The 22,587-nt window shown below is 62.1% G+C and carries 15 protein-coding genes, 1 tRNA gene and 1 pseudogene; 9 read left to right on the top strand and 8 right to left on the bottom strand.

The annotated features are described in order from the left end of the window. Window positions 1–197 precede the first annotated feature (197 nt). From OUZ52_RS00355 to OUZ52_RS00340, 4 genes and pseudogenes are all read left to right on the top strand, one after another. Window positions 198–2,630 (top strand): ribonucleoside-diphosphate reductase subunit alpha, encoded by a 2,433-nt coding sequence (locus tag OUZ52_RS00355; protein WP_425493745.1) that lies wholly within the window; start codon window positions 198–200, stop codon window positions 2,628–2,630. Between the two features lie 182 nt (window positions 2,631–2,812). Further along, window positions 2,813–3,744, top strand: a pseudogene (locus tag OUZ52_RS00350) (ribonucleotide-diphosphate reductase subunit beta). Between the two features lie 123 nt (window positions 3,745–3,867). Further along, on the top strand, window positions 3,868–4,254 hold the full coding sequence (locus OUZ52_RS00345) for a BlaI/MecI/CopY family transcriptional regulator (protein ID WP_266156321.1): 387 nt from the start codon (window positions 3,868–3,870) through the stop codon (window positions 4,252–4,254). Between the two features lies 1 nt (window position 4,255). Further along, entirely contained in the window at window positions 4,256–6,106 is a 1,851-nt protein-coding gene (locus OUZ52_RS00340; protein WP_266156320.1) for a M56 family metallopeptidase, read from the top strand. A gap of 61 nt (window positions 6,107–6,167) precedes the next feature. Here OUZ52_RS00340 and OUZ52_RS00335 read toward each other — a convergent pair whose 3' ends face one another. Together OUZ52_RS00335 and OUZ52_RS00330 are read right to left on the bottom strand one after the other, a co-directional pair. Beyond that, window positions 6,168–8,510 (bottom strand): S9 family peptidase, encoded by a 2,343-nt coding sequence (locus tag OUZ52_RS00335; protein WP_266156319.1) that lies wholly within the window; start codon window positions 8,508–8,510, stop codon window positions 6,168–6,170. A 315-nt stretch (window positions 8,511–8,825) separates the two neighbouring features. Then, on the bottom strand, window positions 8,826–9,725 hold the full coding sequence (locus OUZ52_RS00330) for a LysR family transcriptional regulator (protein WP_266156318.1): 900 nt from the start codon (window positions 9,723–9,725) through the stop codon (window positions 8,826–8,828). A 107-nt stretch (window positions 9,726–9,832) separates the two neighbouring features. Here OUZ52_RS00330 and OUZ52_RS00325 point away from each other — a divergent pair, with 107 nt between their 5' ends. From OUZ52_RS00325 to OUZ52_RS00315, 3 genes are all read left to right on the top strand, one after another. Next, window positions 9,833–10,852 (top strand): aldo/keto reductase, encoded by a 1,020-nt coding sequence (locus tag OUZ52_RS00325; protein WP_266156316.1) that lies wholly within the window; start codon window positions 9,833–9,835, stop codon window positions 10,850–10,852. 159 nt (window positions 10,853–11,011) lie between these two features. Beyond that, entirely contained in the window at window positions 11,012–11,872 is an 861-nt protein-coding gene (gene queF, locus OUZ52_RS00320; RefSeq protein WP_266156315.1) for an NADPH-dependent 7-cyano-7-deazaguanine reductase QueF, read from the top strand. Window positions 11,873–12,000: 128 nt separating this feature from the next. After that, the gene (locus OUZ52_RS00315; RefSeq protein ID WP_266156314.1) at window positions 12,001–12,600 is read left to right on the top strand and encodes a hypothetical protein; all 600 of its coding nucleotides are present in this window, start codon (window positions 12,001–12,003) and stop codon (window positions 12,598–12,600) included. Between the two features lie 279 nt (window positions 12,601–12,879). On the opposite strand, the gene OUZ52_RS00310 is transcribed toward OUZ52_RS00315, so the two are convergent. The 3 genes from OUZ52_RS00310 to OUZ52_RS00300 form a co-directional block, all read right to left on the bottom strand. Then, entirely contained in the window at window positions 12,880–14,502 is a 1,623-nt protein-coding gene (locus tag OUZ52_RS00310; protein ID WP_266156313.1) for an eCIS core domain-containing protein, read from the bottom strand. 56 nt (window positions 14,503–14,558) lie between these two features. Further along, entirely contained in the window at window positions 14,559–15,548 is a 990-nt protein-coding gene (locus tag OUZ52_RS00305; RefSeq protein ID WP_266156312.1) for a hypothetical protein, read from the bottom strand. Between the two features lie 22 nt (window positions 15,549–15,570). Then, a tRNA-Arg gene (locus tag OUZ52_RS00300) sits at window positions 15,571–15,647 on the bottom strand. Between the two features lie 182 nt (window positions 15,648–15,829). Between OUZ52_RS00300 and OUZ52_RS00295 the strand changes: the two genes are divergently transcribed. Then, window positions 15,830–18,496: an eCIS core domain-containing protein gene (locus OUZ52_RS00295; protein ID WP_266156311.1), complete on the top strand. Its 2,667-nt coding sequence runs from the start codon at window positions 15,830–15,832 to the stop codon at window positions 18,494–18,496. 66 nt (window positions 18,497–18,562) lie between these two features. On the opposite strand, the gene OUZ52_RS00290 is transcribed toward OUZ52_RS00295, so the two are convergent. Next, window positions 18,563–20,434 (bottom strand): M61 family metallopeptidase, encoded by a 1,872-nt coding sequence (locus OUZ52_RS00290; RefSeq protein WP_425493744.1) that lies wholly within the window; start codon window positions 20,432–20,434, stop codon window positions 18,563–18,565. A 319-nt stretch (window positions 20,435–20,753) separates the two neighbouring features. Between OUZ52_RS00290 and OUZ52_RS00285 the strand changes: the two genes are divergently transcribed. Further along, complete coding sequence (locus OUZ52_RS00285; protein ID WP_266156309.1) at window positions 20,754–21,350, top strand: outer membrane protein; 597 nt, start codon at window positions 20,754–20,756, stop codon at window positions 21,348–21,350. A gap of 93 nt (window positions 21,351–21,443) precedes the next feature. Here the strand turns inward: OUZ52_RS00285 and OUZ52_RS00280 are convergent, their stop codons facing one another. Further along, on the bottom strand, window positions 21,444–21,926 hold the full coding sequence (locus OUZ52_RS00280; RefSeq protein ID WP_266156308.1) for a hypothetical protein: 483 nt from the start codon (window positions 21,924–21,926) through the stop codon (window positions 21,444–21,446). Window positions 21,927–21,968: 42 nt separating this feature from the next. Further along, the gene (locus tag OUZ52_RS00275; protein ID WP_266156307.1) at window positions 21,969–22,550 is read right to left on the bottom strand and encodes a hypothetical protein; all 582 of its coding nucleotides are present in this window, start codon (window positions 22,548–22,550) and stop codon (window positions 21,969–21,971) included. Window positions 22,551–22,587: the final 37 nt, after the last annotated feature.

Below are 22,587 nucleotides of genomic sequence, written 5' to 3'. Positions count from 1 at the left end.
GTCGTGCTGCGGGGCGTCAGCCCCGCCGACCGACCGTCCCTGCTAGCCACTACTTCAGCCCTGCGCTCGGGAGCAGGCGTTTGATTCATTCTCGGAGCGATGCCATGCAACCTCTTGATACCACCACGCGCGAACGCACTGCCGCTGGTGTGGACGCATCCGCCGTTGTCGCCGACGCCCATGAGGCGAACGCGGCCATGCCCGAAAGCAAACCAACACCGGCCATGGAAGCCCCTTTTGCTTTGACCCCTCCCCATAATCCCGGCCAGATGCGCGTGACCAAGCGCAACGGCGGCCATGAAATCGTCGACGTCAATAAGATCGTCCGCGCGGTCACCCGCAGCGGCGAAGGCCTGCACGGCGTCGATCCGCTGCGCGTGGCATTGAAAACCATCGGCGGCCTGTATGACGGCGCCAGCACCCAAGAGCTGGACGAACTGTCCATCCGCACCTCGGCCGCACTGACCGCCGAAGAGCCGGAATACGGCCAGCTCGCCGCGCGCCTGCTGGGTGCGTTTATCGACAAAGAAGTCAGCGGTCAGGAAATCCAGAGCTATTCGCAGTCGATCGCACGCGGTGCGGAACTGGGCATTCTCAATGCACGCCTGCGCGACTTCGTGGCGGCCAACGCACGCAAGCTCAATGACGCGATCGATCCGCTGGCGACCCGCCGCTTCGAGTATTTCGGCCTGCGCACGGTGTATGACCGCTATCTGTTGCGTCATCCGCAACAGCGCAAAGTCATCGAGACGCCGCAGTATTTCTTCATGCGTATCGCCTGCGCCCTGGGCGGCAATGAAATCGGCGAGACGCTGGAGCTGTACCGCTTGTTGTCGTCGCTGGAATATATCGCCAGCTCGCCGACGCTGTTCAACGCCGGCACCACCCACGAACAGCTCAGCTCCTGCTTCTTGCTCGACTCGCCGACCGATTCGCTGGAGTCGATCTACGACAAGTACGCCGACGTGGCCAAGCTCAGCAAGTTCGCCGGCGGCATTGGCCTGGCCTACTCGCGGGTGCGTTCGCGCGGTTCGCTGATCAAGGGCACCAACGGTCACTCCAACGGCCTGGTACCGTGGCTGAAGACCCTGGACGCCTCGGTGGCCGCGGTCAACCAGGGCGGCAAGCGCAAAGGCGCGGCCTGCGTTTACCTGGAGCCATGGCATGCAGACATCGAGGAGTTCCTCGAACTGCGCGACAACACCGGCGACGAAGCCCGCCGCACGCACAACCTCAACCTGGCCAACTGGATTCCCGACGAATTCATGCGCCGGGTCGAGAGCGACGGCGACTGGTCGCTGTTCGATCCGAAAATCGTGCCGCACTTCGTCGATAGCTGGGGCGAGACCTTCGAGCGCGCTTATCGCGAAGCCGAAGCCAACGGCATCGCCTCGAAAAAGGTCAAGGCTCGCGAACTGTATGCCCGCATGCTGCGCACGCTGGCGCAGACCGGCAATGGCTGGATTACTTTCAAGGATCGCAGCAACGCCACCAGCAACCAGACGGCCAAACCCGAGAACGTCATCCACTTGTCGAACCTGTGCACCGAGATTCTGGAAGTCACCTCGGATGGCGAAACGGCAGTGTGCAACCTCGGCTCGATCAATCTGGCCCGGCATGTGGTCGATGGCGCGTTCGATTTCGAGAAACTCGCCGCCACCGCGCGTACTGCTGTGCGTCAGCTGGACCGGGTGATCGATCTCAACTTCTATCCGATCGATACCGCCGCCACCGCCAATCGCAAATGGCGCCCGGTCGGCCTGGGTGTGATGGGCTTGCAGGATGTGTTCTTCAAACTGCGCATGCCGTTCGACTCGGCCGAAGCCTTGGCACTGTCGACACGCATTGCCGAAGAGATTTATTTCAACGCCTTGTCGATGTCCAACGAGATGGCCGAGCAGGCCGGTGCGCATCCGGGCTTTGCCGAAAGCCGCGCGGCCAATGGCGAACTGCAGTTCGACTACTGGACGCAGGCACAGCCGCACGACAGTGCGCGTTGGGATGCCTTGCGCGAGAAGATCAAGGCCCACGGCCTGCGCAACTCGCTGTTGATCGCCATCGCCCCCACCGCCACGATCGCCTCGATCGCCGGTTGCTATGAGTGCATCGAGCCGCAGGTCAGCAACCTGTTCAAGCGCGAAACGCTGTCGGGCGACTTCCTGGTGGTCAACCGTTACCTGGTCGACGAGCTGAAGACGCTGGGCCTGTGGACCGCGGAAATTCGTGATGCGATCAAGCTGGACGAAGGCTCGATTCAAGGCATCACGGCGATTCCCGAGCGGCTGCGCTCGATTTACCGCACCGTGTGGGAACTGCCGCAGAAGGCCTTGATCGAACTTGCCGCCGCGCGCGGTGCGTATATCGATCAAAGCCAGTCGCTGAACCTGTTCATGGAAAACCCGAACATCGGTCAGCTCAGCTCGATGTATATGTATGCGTGGAAGGCCGGTGTCAAAACCACCTATTACCTGCGCTCGCGTCCAGCCACCCGCATCACCAAGACCACGGTAACGGCGCCGGCAAAAACCAGTGCGCCGATCGCCGACCCGTCGGCGATCGCACAAGACCAGGCCAATGCCGCGGTGTTCTGCTCACTGGAAAACCCCGAGTACTGCGAAGCCTGCCAGTAACACCGACACCGCCCTCCCCCTGCGACCGAAGGGAGTCCCTTTTCGGCACTAGCAGGGGAAGGTTGGGAGGGGCTAAGCCCTTGCGACGACATCGCATGGTGCCGGGCTTCACCCCACCCCGGCCCTCCCCTGCTGCACGCAGGGGAGGGAGATAGCCGCTCCATCTTTGCTTAGGAATACCCATGTCCACCACGACTCGCGACTCGCATATTCTCGACCCCGGCTTCGAGCTGACGCTGCGCCCGATGCGTTATCCCGAGTTCTACGAGATGTATCGCAACGCCATCAAGAACACGTGGACGGTGGACGAAGTGGATTTCTCGCTCGACGTCACCGACCTCAAGTCGAAGATGTCCGATGCCGATCGCCATTTGATTCATCGCCTGGTCGCCTTCTTCGCCACCGGCGACACCATCGTCTCGAACAACCTGGTGCTTAACCTGTACCAGCACATCAATGCGCCCGAGGCGCGCATGTATTTGTCGCGCCAGCTGTACGAAGAAGCGCTGCATGTGCAGTTTTATCTGACCTTGCTCGACACCTATATCCCCGACCCGACCGAGCGCAACAAAGCCTTCGACGCCATCGAGAACATTCCCTCGATTCGCCAGAAGGGCGAGTTCTGCTTTAAATGGATCGACTCCATCCAGGGCCTGCGCCGGCTGGAAACCCGCGAGCATCGGCAGCAGTTCCTGCTCAACCTGATCTGCTTCGCTGCCTGCATCGAGGGTTTGTTCTTCTATGCCGCGTTCGCCTACGTGTACTTTTTGCGTTCACGCGGTTTGCTGCATGGCCTGGCATCGGGTACCAACTGGGTGTTTCGCGACGAAAGCGGCCACATGGCGTTCGCCTTCGAAGTGGTGCGCACCGTGCGCGAGCAAGAGCCGGAGCTGTTCGACGACAGCATGCGGCCAAGGAAATGCGTCAGTACCTCGAATACTGCGCCGACCAGCGCCTGGCTCAGCTCGACATGCCGAAGAAGTACGGCGCCAAGAACCCGTTCGACTTCATGGATCTGCAAGACGTGCAGGAGTTGACCAACTTCTTCGAGCGCCGCGTGTCGGCGTACCAGGTCGGCGTACAAGGTGAAGTGGCCTTCGATATGGCCTTCTGAGCTTGGGCCGCCAGCCTGGCGGCCCGCTCCTTTCAGACCCATGACCCGCCCTACGGCCTATTGACTACAACTGTAGTTAAGGCGTAGCGTCTGACTACACCTGTAGTCACGAGATGCCGCGTCATGTCCAAACCCTCTATCGGCGACCAGGAGCTGGCGCTCCTGCATTACCTGGCCGACCACGAGCACGCCTCGGTCGGCGAAGTAGCCACCAGTTTTGGCGAGTCGCGCGGGCTCGCCCGCTCGACCGTGCTGACCATGATGGAACGGCTGCGCAGCAAGGGTTATCTCAAGCGCAAACAGCTCAAGGGCATGTACCGCTATAGCGTCACCGCCGGCCCGGGCGAGGTGATGCGCAGCGCCGTCGGCAGCTTTGTCGAGAAAACCCTCAGTGGCTCGGTATCGCCCTTTGTCGCCTGGATGTCCGAGCGCGCCGAGGTCAGCGATGTGGAGCTGGCCGAGCTCGAAGCCCTGGTGACGCAATTGCAGTCCCGGCGCAAGGAGACCTGAGATGAGCATGCTCGATATCCTCGCCGACACCTTGCTCAGCCGTTTGATCTGGACGTCCATACAAGCAGCCCTGCTGATTGGCGTGTTGTGGCTGCTGGGGCGCTGGTTGCCGCGGCTGTCACCGGCTGTTCGCAGCACGCTGTGGTGGTTGGTCGGTGCGCAACTGATCCTGGGCTTGACCGTCAACACCCCCGTCAAGCTGCCGTTACTCGCGCCTGTCACGGAGGCCGCCTCGGTCATCACCTCGCCCCACGACCACACCAGCTGGATGGCCGAGCCGACCTCGATGGCGCCGATATCGGCATCGCTGCCGCCGACTCCCGCCGACGCCGAGCCCTCGTCAATCCATTGGCGGGTGCTGCTACTGGCCTTGTGGCTAGCCGGAGTGCTGGTGCAACTGTGGCAGGCGATCAAACAATGGCGACAGGCACGCGCCGTGCTGCGCGACTCGACACCGCTCGATAATGAAGCCTTGCAGACGCTGTGCATGCAACAAGCCCATGCACTAGGCCTGCGCCGCTGCCCGGCACTGCGGGTCTCGCCTGCGATTGCCTCGCCACAGGTCATGGGCTTGTGGCGCCCGACCGTGTTGCTGCCTGCCGGTCAGGCGCTGAGCGAAGACGAATCGGCGATGGCGATGGCGCACGAGTTGGCGCATGTGCAACGCGGCGACTTGTGGCTGGGCTGGGTGCCGGCCATCGCGCAACGCTTGTTTTTCTTTCACCCCGGGGTGACCTGGGCCACTCGCGAGTACGCCATCAACCGCGAGGCTGCCTGTGATGCGCAGGTACTGCAACGGCATCGCGCACTACCGCACGATTACGGACGTCTATTGCTGCGCCTCGGCGTCGTGCGCCCCATGCATGCCGGCCTGGCGGGGGCCTCCCCCACCTTTCAAAACTTGAAAAGGCGATTGATCATGCTGCAAGAAACCGTCAACGGCACCACCCCACGCGCCGTGAGTTGGCTGCTGGTGGCAGGCGTCGCACTGGCAGGCGTGCTGCCTTATCGCGTCACCGCAGCCGATGCGCACGGCACCGATACGCCAACCGCGCCAACGAAAAGCACAGCTGCATCGGTGATACCGCTGCCACCGCCGCCACCTGTACCGCCGGCGGCGCCGATAGAACCGGGCTCCCCGCCACCGCCACTGCCACCGCCCCCACCCAGAGCGCCACCGCCGCCGGCTGGTATGGGCACCCGGTTTAGCACCGCCACGGATATCAGCATCGACTCCCATGCCAAACGCGGTTTTGCGCTGTTCGATCACCATCTGTCCATCATCAGCGGCACCAACATCGACTTGAACAGCGCCAAGCAGGTGTCTCGGGACAAGCTGCCGATGGTGTGGTTTCGCCGTGGCGACAAAGCCTACGTAATCCACGATGCGGCCTTTGTCCGACGCGCCCGCGACGCCTATACACCGGCCAACGAACTGTCGACCGAGCAAGGCCGACTGTCCGGTGAGCAGGGCCGGCTCTCTGGCGAGCAAAGCGGCCTCGCCGCACGCGAGGGTGCGTTGGCGGCACGCATAGGCGAATTAGAAGGACAACGCGCGGGGATCGAGGCCGAGCGCGCCGCGCTGCCTGCCGATGTCAGTACGCCCCAGCGTGTGGCCGAGCTCGATCGCCGTGCCGCCGAACTCAATCGCAGGCAGGCAGGTTTGAACACCGAACAGGCAGCAATCAACGAGTCGCAGGCGGCACTATCCAGGCAAGAGGCCGAGCTCGGCAAGCGCGAGGAGGCACTCTCCAAACAACAAAGCGCGGCCGCTGCACGTGCCGAGCAACAAATGGATAGCCTGCTGGACGAAGCGCTGGCCAAGGGCCTGGCCCAGCCGTCCAATCAATAAATCTTGCTGAAGTCACGCGTTGTTCCCCGCTCGCTGTCGAGCGGGGAACAACGGCAACGGATCAATCCTTGGGCGGCTTCATCGCGTAGTTCTTCGGCGGCTCGGCCCCCATCAGGTTACGCACGAAGTAATCCCAGCGCCGACGCATCATGTAGGTGCTTGCTTCACCGTAGCCATGGTGCGCAGTGGGGATCATGATCAGGTCGAAATCCTTGTTCGCCTTGATCAGCGCATCGACGATCAACAAGGTTTGATACGGCGGCACGTTGTCATCCATGGTGCCGTGAGCCAGCAGCAAATGACCTTTGAGGTTGGCGGCAAATGCCTGGTTGGCCTGCTTGTCGTAATTGCTGTGGCCGTCTTTGTCTTTCACCAACAGGCCTTGCCATTTTTCGGCCCAGTCGTCTTCGTAGTTGCGGTTGTCGTGATTGCCGCTTTCGGCAATACCGACCTTGATGAAATCCGGGTAGAAAAACAGCCCGCCCACCGTCGCGTTGCCGCCGCCTGAATGACCCCACATGCCGACCCGGTCGAGGTCGATCCACGAATAACGCTTGCCCAGTTCTTTCAAGCCCGCGACCTGGTCGGGCAAGGTGTTATCGATGACGTTGCCGAAATAGGCGTCGTGAAATGCCTTGGAACGCCACGGCGTGCCCATGCCATCGATAGCCACCACGATAAAGCCGAGCTCGGCCAAGGCCTGATGATCGCCGCGCGCCGCGGAAAAACTGCGGCTGCCAATCGAACCGGTCTGCGGGCCGGGGTAGACGTAATCGACGATGGGATATTTCTTGCTCGGATCGAAATGGGTTGGCTTGAACATCAGGCCGTACAAATCGGTCTTGCCATCGCGCCCTTTCACCGTGAACGGCTCCGGCGGCACCCAGCCGGCCGCCTTCAGGCGGCTGATGTCGGCCGTGGCTACCGGCGCCAGCACGCGACCGTCATCGGAGCTGCGCAGCACGGTGACCGGCGGGGCGGTAAAGGTCGAATACGCATCGACGAAATGATGGCCATCGGGTGACAGCGCAATGCTGTGGTCGGCATCTTCGGGCGTGAGCAAGGTCAGGCCTTGGCCGTCCATACCGATTTTGTAGAAGTGCTGGTAGTACGGATCGCGGCCACGCTCTTTGCCCACGCCGCGGAACCAGATCGTGCGGCTGGCCGGGTCGACCCGCAGCACCTGGGTGACATTGCCTTCGCCCTGAGTGATCTGCTGCTTGAGCTTGCCGGTGCTCAGGTCGTACAGGTATAGCTGGCCCCAGCCATCGCGCTCACTGAACCAGATCGCTTCATTCGTGGCCGGCAGATACTGCCAGTTCACCATGTCGTTGCCGCTTTCGTAATACGTCGCCACTTTTTCGTCGAACACGGTGCGCACGGCGCCGGTATCCGGATTGGCGATGCGGAACCACTCTTGCTTGTGATCGCGCGAGGTCGACACAAACGCCAGGCTCTTATTGTCCGGCGCCCATTTCACATCGTCCCAGCCGCCGTCACGACCGCAGCTGATGTCATCGCAAAGGCTGGAGCGGTGTTGATCCGGCGGCATCTGCAGGCGCACCACGTGCTTGCTCGCCACATCGATCACCACACGCTCGATCATGGTGACGTTTTCATCGCCTACCAGCGGATATTTCCACTGCTCCAGTTTCGGACGGCCAACGTTGGTGCTGACCAGGTACATGTCGCTGGTCTTGCGCTGATCCTGCTGGAAGGTGGCGATTTTGTGGGAATCGGGCGACCACACCAGAATCGCTTCGTCGGTGTGTTTCCAGCCGGCGTTGTCGGTGGCGTAGCCATAGTTCTCGACACCGTTGGTGGTGAGCTGGGTCTCCTTGCCGCTGGCGACATCGCGCAACCACAGGTTCCAGTGGCGGATAAAAGCCTCGCTGCGCTTGTCCGGCGACAACACACCCGGTTCATCGCCGCGCTTGGGCTGGTCTTTGCCGGCCTCGCCTTTGGCGACGCACACGCCTTCGCCAGCGAGATCGCAAACATACTGTTTGCTGCGCGTACTGATGTTGTAGCGACCATCGGCGGCGATGCTGTAATCGATGATCGACAGCTTCTTCGCATCGACCGTCTTGCCGCTGAGCTTGGTCAACGCGGCAGCGAGCTTGGCCTGATCGAACGCGGGCTCAGCCTTGCCGGTGGTCACGTCCATGCGCTGATAGTGATCGCCATTGACGTCGTGGTCGCGAAACCAGAAGTGACCGTCATCCAGCCACATCGCGTTCTGCACGGCGTGATCGACCAACGGCATCGCGTTGTAGCCGACGAAGCGCTCCGCATGTGCGTAATCGTCTGCGCTCAGGGTCTTGGTCTGCGCGGCTACGCCAGCCGAAAGCACACTCATCACCAGCGCGCCCAGCAGGCGCGGCTTCATCCCCATCGACTTCATCTTCACCCCTTCATTACGGCAGTCATCAGCAACCGATACCGGCCTTGGCGGCGGCATCATGTGAACGTTCGATGCTAGCCCGGAGGTCATGCCTGCACCCCTGCCAAAGGTCCCGGTTCAAACCGTGATGTTGCGCCCGGGGCGGATCTCGCCATGCGGTACCCGGCCAGCGCCCAAGCCATTCGGCGCGCAGCGCGCCGGCAACGTTGTTGTGCGTCGCGGCAAAACGGCATGCTCAGTGCAGGTGGCTTTTCGCAAGCGTGCCGGCCATGTCGCGTGCTTGCGGCGCCGGCATAGGTGGCGGGTGAGCGCAAGCTATCTTACGTCGGCCATCCGCTCGATCAGCCAATCGATAAATACCCGTAGACGCGGCGGTAGTTGGCGCTGCGGTGGATACAGCACGGTTACCGGCAACGAGGGCGGCGGGTAAGCGGGCAATATTTCGCATAGCTCGCCCTTGGCCAGCGCGTCGGCAATGCGATAGCGCGGAAATTGCGCAATGCCCATGCCCGCCTCGCAGCACGCCAGATACGCCTCCACCCCATTGACGGTGACCCGGCTCGGCAGCGCCAACTGGCGCAGTTTGCGCTGGACCATGAAATCCAGCGGCTCGGACCGGCGCGTCGTCGGCGAGGCCCAATTCACCGCCACATGACCTTTTTGCAGCTCGGCCAGCGTTTCTGGCAGGCCGTGCTCACGCAGGTAAGCCGCGCTGGCGACGGTGGCTTGCGACAAGCTCGTCACGCGGCGGCCGATCAGGCCCGAATCCGGCAGCGCGCCCGCACGCAGCACGCAATCGATCCCCTCTTGCACCAGGTTGACGAAGCGATCGCCGGTGCTCAGATGCAGTTCAATGCCGGGGTAACGCGCAAAAAACTCTGGCAAGGCCGGGATCACGATCAATCGCGCAAATGTCGCCGGCAAATCGACCCGTACCTGGCCTTTGACCTGCGCGGCGGCATCGCGGAACTGCCCCTCGACCTCATCCAGGTCAGCCAATAGCCGGCGGCAATGACCGTAGTACGTCTGGCCGTCGTGGGTCACCGTGACGCGCCGGGTGGTCCGTTGCAGCAGCTGGGTACCGAGCTGCGCTTCCAGTCGCTTGATGGTGTGGGTCAGGGTGGCGCGCGGCAGGCTGAGGTCATCGGCGGCGCGGGTAAAGCTGCCCAGCTCGACGATACGCGTGAACACTCGCATGGCATGCAGGCGGTCCATGGCGATTGTTTATCTCAATGAAATAGAGATGTCGATTATTGAATATTTATCGACAAGCCGAATAGGCGAAGAATGCGCTCACCCTCCCCCTCTGTGAGACCGATCCGATGAACCAGGTCAGGCAAACACGGCAACTCCATACACGCGCACTCGGCAACCAAGGCCTCAAGGTTTCCGCCCTTGGCCTGGGCTGCATGGGTATGAGCGATTTCTACGGCGAGCGCGACGATGCCGAATCCATCGCTACCATTCATCACGCGCTGGACTTGGGCGTGAGCTTGCTCGACACCGCTGACATGTACGGCCCGTTCATCAACGAGGAACTGGTCGGCAAGGCCATTCGCGATCGCCGCGACCAGGTGGTGCTGGCGACCAAGTTCGGCATCGTGCGCGATGAAACCAATATGCAGGTCCGCGGCGTCAACGGCCGCCCCGAGTATGTGCGTGCCGCCTGCGAGGCCAGCCTCAAGCGGCTGGGCGTGGAATATATCGACCTGTATTACCAGCACCGGGTGGATCTGACCGTGCCGATCGAGGAAACCGTCGGCGCCATGGCCGAGCTGGTCCAGGCCGGCAAGGTGCGTTACCTCGGCTTGTCCGAAGCCTCGGCGCAAACGCTGGAGCGCGCCCATGCGGTGCATCCGATCAGCGCCCTGCAAAGCGAGTACTCGCTGTGGACCCGCGACCCCGAACAAAACGGCATGCTGGACGCCTGCCGCCGGCTCGGCGTAGGCCTGGTGCCCTACTCCCCGCTGGGGCGCGGCTTTCTCACCGGCGAGATCACCCGCCCGGAAGACTTCGCCGAAGACGATTACCGCCGCAACAGCCCGCGCTTCCAGGGTGAAAACTTTGCCCGCAACCTGGCCCTGGTCGAGAAAGTGAAAGCACTGGCCACGCGCAAAGCCTGCACACCGGCGCAACTGGCGCTGGCCTGGGTCCTGGCCCAGGGCGACGACATCGTGCCGATTCCCGGCACCAAGCGGCGCAAATATCTGGAGCAGAACCTGGCCGCGCTCGACGTCACGCTAAGCAGCACCGACCTGGCCGATATCACGGCCGTGTTCCCGACCGATGCCATCGCCGGCTCGCGCTATCCCGAAGCGGGGATGCGGATGGTCAACGCCTGAGATACACGGTCCTCCCTCGATTTACCGGGGGAGGACGCCTTGGCTGCAAGTCAGGCATGAACGCATGACCCTCCGCCAGTTCGTGCTCACAAATATCCGGATCGACCGCCGATGATGATGATGGGCGGCGGAGCCATCCCATGGGTTTGTGTATAACTTTTGTGCAAAAGTTATACACAAACGCATAATGCGCGCAGGCATACCCCCGAACACTCCCCCCTCGGCAAGACTACGATCTACGCCGATCGCTACGACCCCAGCCTGCTGTTTCCGATACCGCGCAGTGAAAAGCGGGCGGAAATCGGCGTCGGCGAGGTACTGCCGTTCCATGGCGTCGACATTTGGAACGCCTACGAACTGTCCTGGCTGGACGCTCGCGGCAAGCCGCTGGTGGCACTGGCCGAGTTCCGCGTACCGGCAAGCTCGCCGAATATCATCGAGTCCAAATCGTTCAAGCTGTACTTGAACGGCTTTGCGCAAGAACGCTATGCCGATGCCACTGCTTTGTCGGCGCTGCTTGCCGGCGATTTGTCCGCTGCCGCGGGCGCAACTGTGCAGGTGCTGCTCAGCGAGGCCGGCGCGCGCGGCCACGCCATCAGCGATTTATCCGGCACGCTGATCGACACCATGCCGCTGGACATCTACGACTACGGCCCGCCCAAGGCGGATTATTTATCTGCCAACCACGCTGCCGATGCCATCGATGAAACGCTGGTATCGGATCTGCTGCGCTCCAATTGCCCGGTGACCGGCCAGCCCGATTGGGGCAGCGTGCAGATCGCTTATCGCGGTGCGCCGATCGATCACGCCGGCTTGCTGCGCTACCTGATTTCATTTCGCAATCACAACGAATTCCACGAACAGTGCGTGGAACGGATCTATGTGGACCTGATGCATCGCTGCGCACCCACACAATTGAGCGTATACGCGCGCTACACACGCCGCGGCGGGCTCGATATCAATCCTTTTCGCAGCAACTTGCCGGCCACGCCCGGCAACCCACGCGGTGCGCGACAGTAAAGGGCAAATCCAGGTAAAGCGGCGCGCTAGTAATCGACGCTTCATGACAATAGCGCTAGGCTTTGCACCCTGCGCTCCGCGCCCAAGCCACATCACGCCGACTTACATCGCCGATAACGGATTCCATCATGAAACTTTCCGCACGCTCCGCCGCCCTGTACAGCATCACCTTCGCCGGCCTGCTGACGCTCAGTGCCTGCGGCAAGAACGAGCCACCGGCCGCTGCACCGGCCGCGGCCAGCACCGCAGCAGCGCCGGCACCGGCATCCACGGCACCAGTTGCTCCGGCACCGGCCAGCACCGCAGCACATCCGGCCGCTGCCAGCACCGCCGCCGCTGCACCGGTTACCGCCCCGGCCGCAGCGACCGCCGCGCCTGCCGCCGATACCAGCTTCAAGGTCGCCGGCGTCGTGCTCGGTAACGCCGTCAACGCCGAACACAAAGTGACCAAGGCCAAGAGCAGCTTTGCACCGAGCGAAAAAACCATCTACGCCAGTGTCGGCACCGAAGGCACCACCAGCAGCGCCACGCTCAGCGCCAAGTGGACCTATCTGGACAAGAGCCAGCTGATCACCACCACCAGCCAGTCGATCGCCACCGAAGGTGCTGCCACCACGACCTTCAAGGTGGTCAACCCCAATCCGTGGCCGGAAGGCAAGTACAAGGTCGAGATTTCGCTCGACGGCAAGTCGATCACCACGCAGAATTTCGAGGTCAAGAAGGGCTGATCGTCTTTCGTCATCGCTACAAAAAAGGCGCCTTCTAGGCGCCTTTTTTAGGCCCGGACTATCACTACCTGCAGTGCAAGCCCAGCGCTCGCACAGCATCGGTGCCTGGCTTTGCCATCGAATCCATCAAGGCGCAACTTTCAGCATGATCTGATGCGTTGTCCCCGACAAACGTGGCTACGGCAGCAAACGGACTCGCTCGCGAATGTCGTCAAGGTCGGCTGATGCGCACGACACCGATGCCAATCGTCGAATATCTGCCGCACGCCAGCCCGCCTCTCAATGCTTGTCAGATGGGCGCGATGCCGCATCCGGCGTATCGAATATCTCGATTTCGTCGATATAGATAGCTTCACGGATAGAGGCCGGATCGGTGTCTGACTTCGTATATTTCGCGAGGTTCGTTTCGACCTCAAGCTGAGAGAAGGTATTACGACCCAAGAGCGTCGTCATCCCACCCGCTGCAAAAAGGTCGTTGCCGACTTTGAGGGTGTTTTCGTGGCAGAACGGATGCCATGCTTGTGCGTGACGGTTGGTAAAACGTATCCGACTCCCGACAGGCGCTGTTTGCACTAGCTCTTCTGTGGTCTTTTTCGTGTCGCGCGGATCGAATTGCGGGCTATTGGGTGGCCGCCATTCCACGATGACCTTCCAATAGTCGCCCGGGCCGCTGCGGCCGTAATGCTCCTTCGTCTTCAGCGTCGATGATTCGCGAGGACGAAGCTCCAGCGTTGGCGTATTGCGCTGGTCGAATTCGCTCTCTCCCAAGGTATTGAGCTGGGCCCATAACTGCGCGATCTGCACCAGGTGATCGCAGTCGACACGCCATTTGCCCAGGTGGGAAAACAGCGCGTTGATGGCTGCTGAAGGCTTCTTTCCCTCTTTGAGCTTGAGGCGCCGCGAGAACTTGGGGTCGTCGTCCCACTCCCAGTATTCGTGATCGAATTTGTCCTCGAAATCCGCGCCCAACGGCTGACCGAACTGCGCGCGTGCCAGGCGCTCCGCCCCATCGCGCAGAAAATAGGCATATCGCTCCTTGGGCTCTTTCGGGATATCGGGGCTCGCCGCGAGACCTCCAATCAAGGCGCCTACTGCGCCCGCCCCCACCAAGGCACCGACAACGATACCGAGGCCGGGGACGGCGCCCGCAAGCGCGGCGATCGTCAACCCAACCCCAGCGAGGGCCATGCCGCCGATCGCGCCGACCGTGATGGCCTCTGCTTTGCCGAGCGCCAGTGCCTGCGGGCGCGACGCGAGCCGGACAGGAGCCGGCATCCCCAGCGACGCAAGCGTTGCGTTCTCCGACGCTTCTTTTTCCAGGCTCGCGGTTGGCTGCGTCTGGCCAGCCGATCCGTTCCGCATTTGCGCGATATGAGCAAGCTCATGGGCCATCACCCAGCGCCCAGCCGGTGTATCGCGCGCGAGATCTGCTTGGTTGACGAATACGTGGCCCGGCAGAGCGATCGCATGCGCGTCCCGCCGCTCGGTGAATCGGTGAGCATGCTCATCCGCATGCACGCGGATATCTGCGAAGTTGTGGCCAAGCCTTGCCTCCAGCGGTCGCCGCAAAGCATCGGGAACGTTCGATCCGCCGTTGACCACCTGGTCTGCCGGATGGTCCGCCTCGTGCTCAAGCGGATCGCTGAGATCGGTGCCTGCGGGCTTCGGCTGCGAAACGCCGGGCAGCTGCGCATCGAGCGGGGGTTGCGCCTGGCCTGGCGTTGCCCGGTCAGGAGAAAATAGCGGGATCCTGCTCAGATCCCAGGCTGGCGCCACTGCCTGCAGCGTCGCCGGTTGGCCACTGTTTCGATGGGGCAGCACAGCCGCTCTGGGCCGTTGTTCCGCAACGACCAGGCGTTGTGGCGTGGCTGACTCTGGTTTTGCGACAGACGGAGCAAGCATGGCTGCACCTGTTCAGAATGACTACCCGGATCACTTCCAGCTACGAGGCCGCACGATCAGATTTCTTTGACGGCTCGTTTGATCGCCTGCAACTGCACTGACGCGCCATGGTCTCCCGCGACCGCCGCGCGCTTGGTCTGCTGAATCGCTTCGCTGGTCCACCCTTCGGTCAGATAGGTGTATCCAAGCCCGTTCTGCGCCGAGGCGGCCTGCTCCTTCGGTACCGCCGGGTCTGCGGCGGCCGCCGTAAAGGACACCTGCGCGGCCTGGGCGTTGCCCGCCGCCAGGTGAGCCCATCCGCATAGCGCCGCAGTGGATGTGCGGCAGGTGTCGGTTGCCACCGCCGAACTGTCGGCAGCGTTCATGACCTTGTCGACGGTGTCTCGCACGGCTGGTGGCGCCGGCACGATGGCGGCGTAAAGCTTCGCTCGCTCATCGTTGCCCTTCTGCAACATGGAAACCTGCGTCTTGAGATCAACATTGCTGTGCAACAGCTGATCCATGACATCGCCCATCGCCGTCACGTCGACATACACCGTACTGTTCGTTCCGTGCGTCGACACATCCACATGATTGTCGGCGGGATGCGGTGTCAGGTCTGTCTTCATATGCGCAACCGCTTGCGGATACTTCTCGCCAAATGACGGCTCGACGTTGACCGCGATCGTCATGCGCGAATCTCTTTGCCCGGACAGGTAATCCAGCAACAGCGGAACGACATTGGCCAAACAGGTCAGCGCGAACAGAATCGTGGCGTATTTAAAGCAGACCTTGAGCGCATCGACCGTCAAAGAAGTGAGGTTCTTGGCAACGATGCCGGCAATCGCACCGAGAAACAGGCCCAGTGCCAGTCCAGGCAATCCGTATTTGAGCAGCGAGCCGAAGGCCGATACATGGTCCACGTCGAACTCCCCTTTCGCCGAGTTACACCACAGCGCCGGTGCGACTGTCCTGACCCCGCAACCAGGCTCTCTTATGCCGGGCCAGTATGAAACGCCGCCCCGCGGGCAACAAGGCATGGCCACGCACGCCTTATCAGCGCGCATTGACGGTTATTGAAGGCTTGAATGGCGCGCCCGGAGGGATTCGAACCCCCGACCAATGGCTTCGGAAGCCACTACTCTATCCGGCTGAGCTACGGGCGCATGATGCGTGTCGGCCGGGCGATGTAAGGCGACGGCGGACGCGCAGTATAGCGGAGCTTCCCGCGGGCGCCACCCCGGGCATGCAAGGCGAAGCACCCGTTCACGCTCCCCAGCTGGCTCACGACCAGATTTTGCCAAGCCCCGGGTGTAGGCTGCGCCGGTCAGAGGGGAGGAGCATAAGCATGCGCACTTTCGCCCAGAAGCCGCAGGCGCAGACCGCGCCTGTATCCACTGCGCAGACCGCATCGAAGCCGACCAGCCATGCAGCCCAGGCGAGATCGGCAGCGGGGCATACCATGCCGCCGCGCGCGCCGGGCATGGCTCACGATTTCAGCCGGATCCCCTTGTTTCATCGAGCCTGCGCGACCACCCCGCCGCCGCCAGCGGAATATGAGCACGAGCAGGCCGAGCCGTCGCTCGCGGCGGCGCATTCACCTTCGTTCCGTCTGCCCGATGCCACCGGCATACCACGCCACCTGCGCGCCAAGATGGAGTACGCGCTGGAGGCCGATTTCTCCGACGTGCGATTGCACGCAGACTCCACCCGCGCCGCGCATCTGCAGGCGCAAGCCTTCACCGAGGGACGCGATATTCATATGGCGCCAGGCTATTGGACGCCCGGCACCTCAAAAGGGCAGCAACTGCTAGGGCACGAACTCGGGCACGTGCTGCAACAACGCAGCGGCCGCGTCAGCGCGACATCGCAACTCGGCGGCAGCGGACTCAATGACGACCCGGCGCTGGAGCGGGAGGCCGATGCGCTCGGCAGGCGGGCGATAAACACATCCGGCGGCTATGCCAAAAGCTTCGTCGGCGCGAGTACCGCTCCACTTACTGCAAGCGCAGTCATCCAGCGGCAGGCGCTGCCCGCCAGCACGGCCGTAGAGCAAGTGATGCAAGCGCTCGCGGTGGTCAACCCCGTCGCCGGTGTCGGCGACTATACGGCAGCCTTTCGCATTCTCGATGGCCTGGCGGTTAACGATCTGATGACCACCTTGGCCGAGCTGAGCAGCCGTTTTCAGCTGGATTCACTGATCGCCTATGCCGGCGCGGCCAGGGCTTTCAACCAGACTCGGCTGGTCACGGCGATGCAGGTCGTGCGGCAAATGCCTAACCTCAGCACGGCCCAGGCAACCATCACGGCGTCTGGCCTGCCTGCCGCCGACCAGCTCACCATGAATAACTTTGTCACCGCCTCGCGGCCGGCTGGCGCAGATCAACGCGCGATAGCTCCCGGCCCGGCGGCGGCACTGCCCGACGCCCCGACCGCGCAGCAGATCGGCTACGAATTGGAGCCCAATAGCCGCCCGGCGCCTGCGCCTGCACCGCCTGCGGCACCGGTAGCGCCCGCAGGCGGGGCGGCGCCACCGGCACCGGCCGCCGCAGCTCCGCCGGCTCCGGTCGTCTGGGACGGCAAGGCTGGCGAGCCCAACGAAGCGGCAGCACGCGCGACGCTGCAGAGCCAGCTATTCCACGCCTTCGATGCCTATATAACCGCTTTTCGTCCACGAACAGTCGCTGCGCTGGCCCAGCAGCACGTCTCCTTCAATACCCCAGCCCCAGCACCCGGAGCCGCCGCTGGAGCTCCTGCGGGCACCGGTGTCGTCGACATCGCCAATCAGGCCCGCGCGGTACTTGAAACACGCTATGGCACGTCAATGGACGCGGCCACATCCAGCCCCGCCCAGGTAAGTAACCGTGGCGCCCGCGTGACCACCCCAGGGCCAGCACAAAACCTCTTCGATGCATCCAGCGAAGCGGATCGCAGCACCCTCGTGGGCGACGCGAATCTGGCCCATGGCGTGCCCTATTGGTTGTTCGAGCATGATCTTCCCGGCGGCACCGCCGGCGCCGCCGGTTCGCGGCATTTCGCTACCGATATCCTCGCCGCACACCATTACACACCGCAGGACGATCCCGGCAACACGTTCCGTTGGGCGGTATCGAACGCCTATACCGCCGCCCAGACCATCGGCCATCCCAATAATCAACGCATGCTCATCGATTACCGGATGACCGACTGGAGCGAGCAGGGAACGCGCGGCATCACCTTGCAATCGGGGTTTGCTGCTGGCGCCAATCCGAGCACCGCGGAGCTTCAACAACGGTGGCAGGTCTTCAAATCCGCCACTCACGAAAGCCTGCATTTGCGCACACACCCGGCCTTCACTGGTGCCATACAAGGGCGTGGCTCCATGCAAGAAGGCTTCACCGAGATGTTCACCGTCTCGACACTCAATACCGATGTACTGCCGCGCGTGCGCTCCGGCAGTGTCGAACCGCTGCGGCGCATCGTCGAAGGCGCGCAATCCACGCCCGCCCCCAACGCCACCCTGATTACCGACCGAGTCAGTCCAACACAGTATGCCGAGCCCCGCGCCGAAGCCGAGCGCATCCGCGACGGCGGCACCCCGCCCGGTGGCCCGGCGCATAGCGGCGTCGGCGAGTCGGCGGTACGCGCGGCGTACTTCGAGGGCCATGTTGAATATCTGGGCCTGGCGCCGGCGGGTACGCCACTGGCCACGCTAGCGGCGGCGGGCGCCCCCGTGCAGACGCGCATACGACCGGGTATTACAGGCCTCGACGATCTGGCCAGCCGCAGTGGCGTCCCGCGCGCAACGATCGAGCGAGATAACGTAGGTATCACCGATGCCTTGCCGGCAACCGCCGTACTCAGCGGTTGCCGCGAACACTGGGCCATTGCCGGCGAGACCCGCGCCAACATCGCCGCGCAACATGGCGTAACCGAGGTGGCACTGGTGCGCGCGAACCCGGATATACCCACGGATGCTTCCTACGCTTGGCCGACACTCAGTGCGGGGCAAAAAATTCTGGTGCCGGCGCACTGAGCGTCTGTAGGCGTTCCACCAGCCCTCTCCCCAGAACCAGATGCAGGGAGAGGGAGGTGCCTGGGATCAACGTGCCTTGAGCAACTCGGCCAGATGATCCGGCTTGCCGCTGTCGCGCTCCAGATGCGGATACTTCAAGCCATCGTGGTAGTCGACGCGCACGGTCTTGTACTCATCGAAATTCTTCAACAACAGCTCGACCGGCTTGCTCTTGTCTTTGCCCGCGGCAATCACGGCATCCTTGAGCGCGTCGCCAGAGAACTCTTTACCGTTAACCGCGACCACCTTCATGCCCGGCGAGATGCCGGCCTTGAACGCCGGGCCATCCCACAGCACGTCGGAGATATCGCCGCCCTTGCCCACCGCCACACCCAGCGAATAGGTCAGGCTGGTAAAGCCGCGGCGCATTTCGATCGCCTTGATCGCATCGGACGGCTTGTCGGTGTAGACCAGCTTCCAACCGCTGGCTTCGATGCCGCCGATCAACGGGCCATGGCCATCCAAACGCTCACGCAGATAGTTGGCCCAGTCATAGGGCTGGATGTCGTTGAGGGTCTTGACCACGTCGTCGAAGGTATAAGGGTTGACGTCCCATTTGCCGTTCTCCATGCCGAAGAAGGCCTTGGCGAAATCGTCAATGGTGCGCTTGTTGCTGCTGAGCTGACGCAGCTTGCCGTCGACATCGAGCCAGATCATCTGACCGCCGGAGTAATAGTCCTCGCTCATCTGGTAGTTGCCGTAGGGCAACGGCCGGCGCATGGCGATGATCGGATCGTTGGTGGTGTCCTGGATATTGCGCCACTGCTGCAAACCCGGACGGCCCTTGTCATAGCTGGCCGCGACAAAGGCCAGCATGTCGCGAGCTTCTTCGGGCTTGACCAGGCCCGAGCGCGCCGCCATCACGTTGCCCCAGAACTGGGTCTGGCCCTCGTAAACCCACAGCAGGCTGTCTTGCATCGGCACATTGAAGCTTGGCGTGGTCAAGTCGGCGCCGCGGCGATATTTACCGTCCCAGGAATGATTGAACTCATGCGGCAGCAAGTCGCGGCCGAGCGCACCTTTTTCCCACTCGGTGAAATAGCCGGGGCTGACACCGTTTTCGCTGGAACGGTGATGCTCAAGACCGTTGCCGCTCATCTTGTCGCTGAGCGAAAGCAGGAAGTCGTAATGGTCGTAGTGATGCGCGCCGTACAACTTGTACATCTGCTGCACCAGGTTCTGATGCAGCTTCAGCTGCTCAGGCTTGATCTCCAGGTACTTGGCCTCGTCAGCGACGATGTTGAGGAATACCGGCGTTTTGGCACCCGGGTCCAGATCGACGCGCTTGAAATACTGGCCCGCGTAAATCGGCGAGTCGACTAGGTCGTCATAATTGATCGATTTGAAATGCACCGTATCGCCATCGCGCGTCGCCACTTCAAGCGCGCTGCCGAACTGCCAGCCGGCCGGGAATTTCACGCTGGCTTCTGCCTTGATGCGGCTGGCGTAATAGCCGGCCGGATACATCGACACCGTATTCCACTGCAGGTTGAGCATTTCCGGCGTCATCACCACGCGGCCCTGGCGGGTGTCCTGCGGCGACAAGAACTGGAACTCCACTTCGACGTTGCTGGCACCCTGCGGCACGTCCACATGAAATGCATAGACGTTCAAGGGATCGCGCGTCCACGGCAGCGTCTTGCCGTTGGCGGTGACCTTCAAGCCGGCGAATTTATCGATCGGGCCGGTCGGCGAGTGATTGCCCGGCAACCACTGCGGATACAGCAAGGTCAGCGCACCGGCCTGGGCCGGTATCACTTCATGCACGCGGAACACGCGACGAGCGATATCGGTGGCATCGACATGGATTTTCAGCGTGCCTTCGAAAGGCACATCCTGCGGCGCAGGCACATCGGCGATAGCGGCAAAACTGCTTAACCCCAGGGCCGAAACGAGCATGGCGGAAGCAAGGCGCGAAACTTTCAAAGCGGTCTCCTAATGGAATAAGCCGTCCAGCGTTATTTCGCTGTACGGCAGCTGACCGCGCGATGCTAGAACGCTGGGGCGCGCATCACACCATGCCAGAGGTCATGCCGTGACATGAATGAAGTTCAGACGCTCACTGAACCGCAACAATCTTGTGCTAGGCCGAGAAAGATCAGCGGAGGACTTTTGCCATTATCCTCCGCACTCCGCGCCCCCCGACGCGGGCCGCCGCGACCTTAGCCATCCCCATGGCGTCGCGCCAGGCAACCACAAATAAGAAATGGAGTTATCCATGAAAAAGACCTTGATTGCGGCCGCTCTGGCCGTGGCTAGCGTTGCTTCGTTTGCCGCAGTGGCTGGCGATAACAACCAGATCAACACCAATCAGCTCGACAACTTCTTCGTTGCCGGCAACCTCGGCAAGTCGGACTTCCGTTCCGATTTCGACCACAAAAACAGCGTGTTCCAGAACGTGCGTTTCGGCTGGCGCTGGAACAACATCGTCGGCGCGGAAGTGGGCTATGCCTACCTCGGCCGTCCCAAGATCTCCGACGGTATCAACACCTTCACCGCGAAGACCCAGGCAGCCACCATCGGCGTCAACGCCAAATATGATTTCTACCAGAACTGGTATGTCACCGGTCACGGCGGTTACCTGCGTTCGCGCATCGATGGCAAGTGGGTGTCGGGCAGCGACAGCTTCACCCAGAAGAGCTGGAACAATGGCTGGTACGCAGGCGTCGGCGTCGGCTACAACCTGACCAAAGACTTCAGCCTCGGTATCAACTACGACAACTACCACGTCAAGTACGGCCGTAGCGGTGCCAACCAGGCACAGGCGAACTCCAACGTGGCAACGTACTCCGCTTCGGTGGAATACCGCTTCTAAGCAGCACGCTTCACGGCAAGATCAAACAACGGCCGCCTGGTGCGGCCGTTGTTGTTTTAGGGCCTGGCTAAGCCATCGCCACCGCATCGCCTGCTATCGGCAGACCGACGCCAGGCTGACCTTGTGGAAATCGCTGGCGCTGGATGTGCCCTTCGCGGCGGGCATGAAGCTGACGAAGATCCCGCTCTGGGTTGCAAAATCGCGATCGCGCCGCCAGCCCTTCGGTGCGTGATACATCACGCCCCAGCCATCGATCACGATGGCTTGTACCTGCTCGGGAGCCGGTCGCCCAAGCCATTGAGTCAACTCGGCCCGATCCGCCAGCCGTGCTTGCTCGGCCTGGCCATGTGCATCGATAAGCGGCAGCCAGCCACAAGCTTCATCGTCTTGCTGCAGGTAGACCATCAACTGTCCGTGCTCGCGCACGATTTTGATGACCGGCTCGACCTCGTCGGTAGGCGCAAAGATGCCAGTGAAATCGGTGGCATCTTCTTCGGCCTGCGAAGGTGTGGCCATCAGCCAGGCACCAAGCCAGGCGCTGAAGAGAATAGCCGTGCGAAACATCGGGCGCGTCATGATGGCGATGCCTTGCCTGGGTGAAGGGCGATATGCGACATGTCAATGCAAACCTGGATCGGTATCCACCGGCTCGGCCGGGATAGGCGATGAATGGATGAGCCGAAGCTCTTTACCCGTCCATACATAAGCGTATCTGCCGGCCTTGGGGTTGGCCGGCGTGTCATCCGATATGCAGTCGTCATTAAAGCAACCGGAAATCAGCAATAGCTTGCTATCCAGCTTGAAATCCACGCGCTCATCGTCATTGCCCATGACGCCGCTGATTTCGTCGATGCCGGGCATGGTGTAGACCGCGCCGGTTTGCTTATCGATGATGGCGAAATTGCGGCAATCCGTGCCGCAACCCCAGATAGCGACGCGATAATGACCCGCAAAATTCGCCTTCTCACGAAACTCCTGGCGAATGACGCTGCGGTATTGCTTGGCCGTTTTGCTCTCCAGCACAGGCTCGGCGACCGTGCTCGATGGCAAGCCACGGGTTAGCTCGGCCGGGTAATCGGTAAAGCTCGGAGGCTTGTGTCCATGGATGGATGCGCGAGCATCCATCCCCTCGGCAGTCGTAACCGCACCGCCCAGGCAAACCAAAGCCCCTAGCAAGGCCCATCTCAAACAGCGCGTCATCTATCGTACCTCCATGTCTTAATCGCCGGCTTCATCG

The sequence above is a fragment of the Dyella silvatica genome, from assembly GCF_026283955.1.
Taxonomy (GTDB): Bacteria; Pseudomonadota; Gammaproteobacteria; order Xanthomonadales; family Rhodanobacteraceae; genus Dyella_C; species Dyella_C silvatica.
Note: the sequence above shows the minus strand (reverse complement) of the source record. Positions and strands in the feature narration are given on the sequence as shown.

Bases quoted from the DNA above. Each gene is read 5' to 3' on its own strand.
- OUZ52_RS00310 (WP_266156313.1), bottom strand. From the start codon at position 14,502: ATGCTTGCTCCGTCTGTCGCAAAACCAGAGTCAGCCACGCCACAACGC.
- OUZ52_RS00285 (WP_266156309.1), top strand. From the start codon at position 20,754: ATGAAAAAGACCTTGATTGCGGCCGCTCTGGCCGTGGCTAGCGTTGCT.
- OUZ52_RS00330 (WP_266156318.1), bottom strand. From the start codon at position 9,725: ATGGACCGCCTGCATGCCATGCGAGTGTTCACGCGTATCGTCGAGCTG.
- OUZ52_RS00275 (WP_266156307.1), bottom strand. From the start codon at position 22,550: ATGACGCGCTGTTTGAGATGGGCCTTGCTAGGGGCTTTGGTTTGCCTG.
- OUZ52_RS00345 (WP_266156321.1), top strand. From the start codon at position 3,868: ATGTCCAAACCCTCTATCGGCGACCAGGAGCTGGCGCTCCTGCATTAC.
- OUZ52_RS00280 (WP_266156308.1), bottom strand. From the start codon at position 21,926: ATGACGCGCCCGATGTTTCGCACGGCTATTCTCTTCAGCGCCTGGCTT.
- OUZ52_RS00295 (WP_266156311.1), top strand. From the start codon at position 15,830: ATGCGCACTTTCGCCCAGAAGCCGCAGGCGCAGACCGCGCCTGTATCC.
- OUZ52_RS00335 (WP_266156319.1), bottom strand. From the start codon at position 8,510: ATGAAGTCGATGGGGATGAAGCCGCGCCTGCTGGGCGCGCTGGTGATG.
- OUZ52_RS00290 (WP_425493744.1), bottom strand. From the start codon at position 20,434: ATGCTCGTTTCGGCCCTGGGGTTAAGCAGTTTTGCCGCTATCGCCGAT.
- OUZ52_RS00340 (WP_266156320.1), top strand. From the start codon at position 4,256: ATGAGCATGCTCGATATCCTCGCCGACACCTTGCTCAGCCGTTTGATC.
- OUZ52_RS00305 (WP_266156312.1), bottom strand. From the start codon at position 15,548: ATGCGCGCTGATAAGGCGTGCGTGGCCATGCCTTGTTGCCCGCGGGGC.
- OUZ52_RS00315 (WP_266156314.1), top strand. From the start codon at position 12,001: ATGAAACTTTCCGCACGCTCCGCCGCCCTGTACAGCATCACCTTCGCC.
- OUZ52_RS00325 (WP_266156316.1), top strand. From the start codon at position 9,833: ATGAACCAGGTCAGGCAAACACGGCAACTCCATACACGCGCACTCGGC.
- OUZ52_RS00355 (WP_425493745.1), top strand. From the start codon at position 198: ATGCCCGAAAGCAAACCAACACCGGCCATGGAAGCCCCTTTTGCTTTG.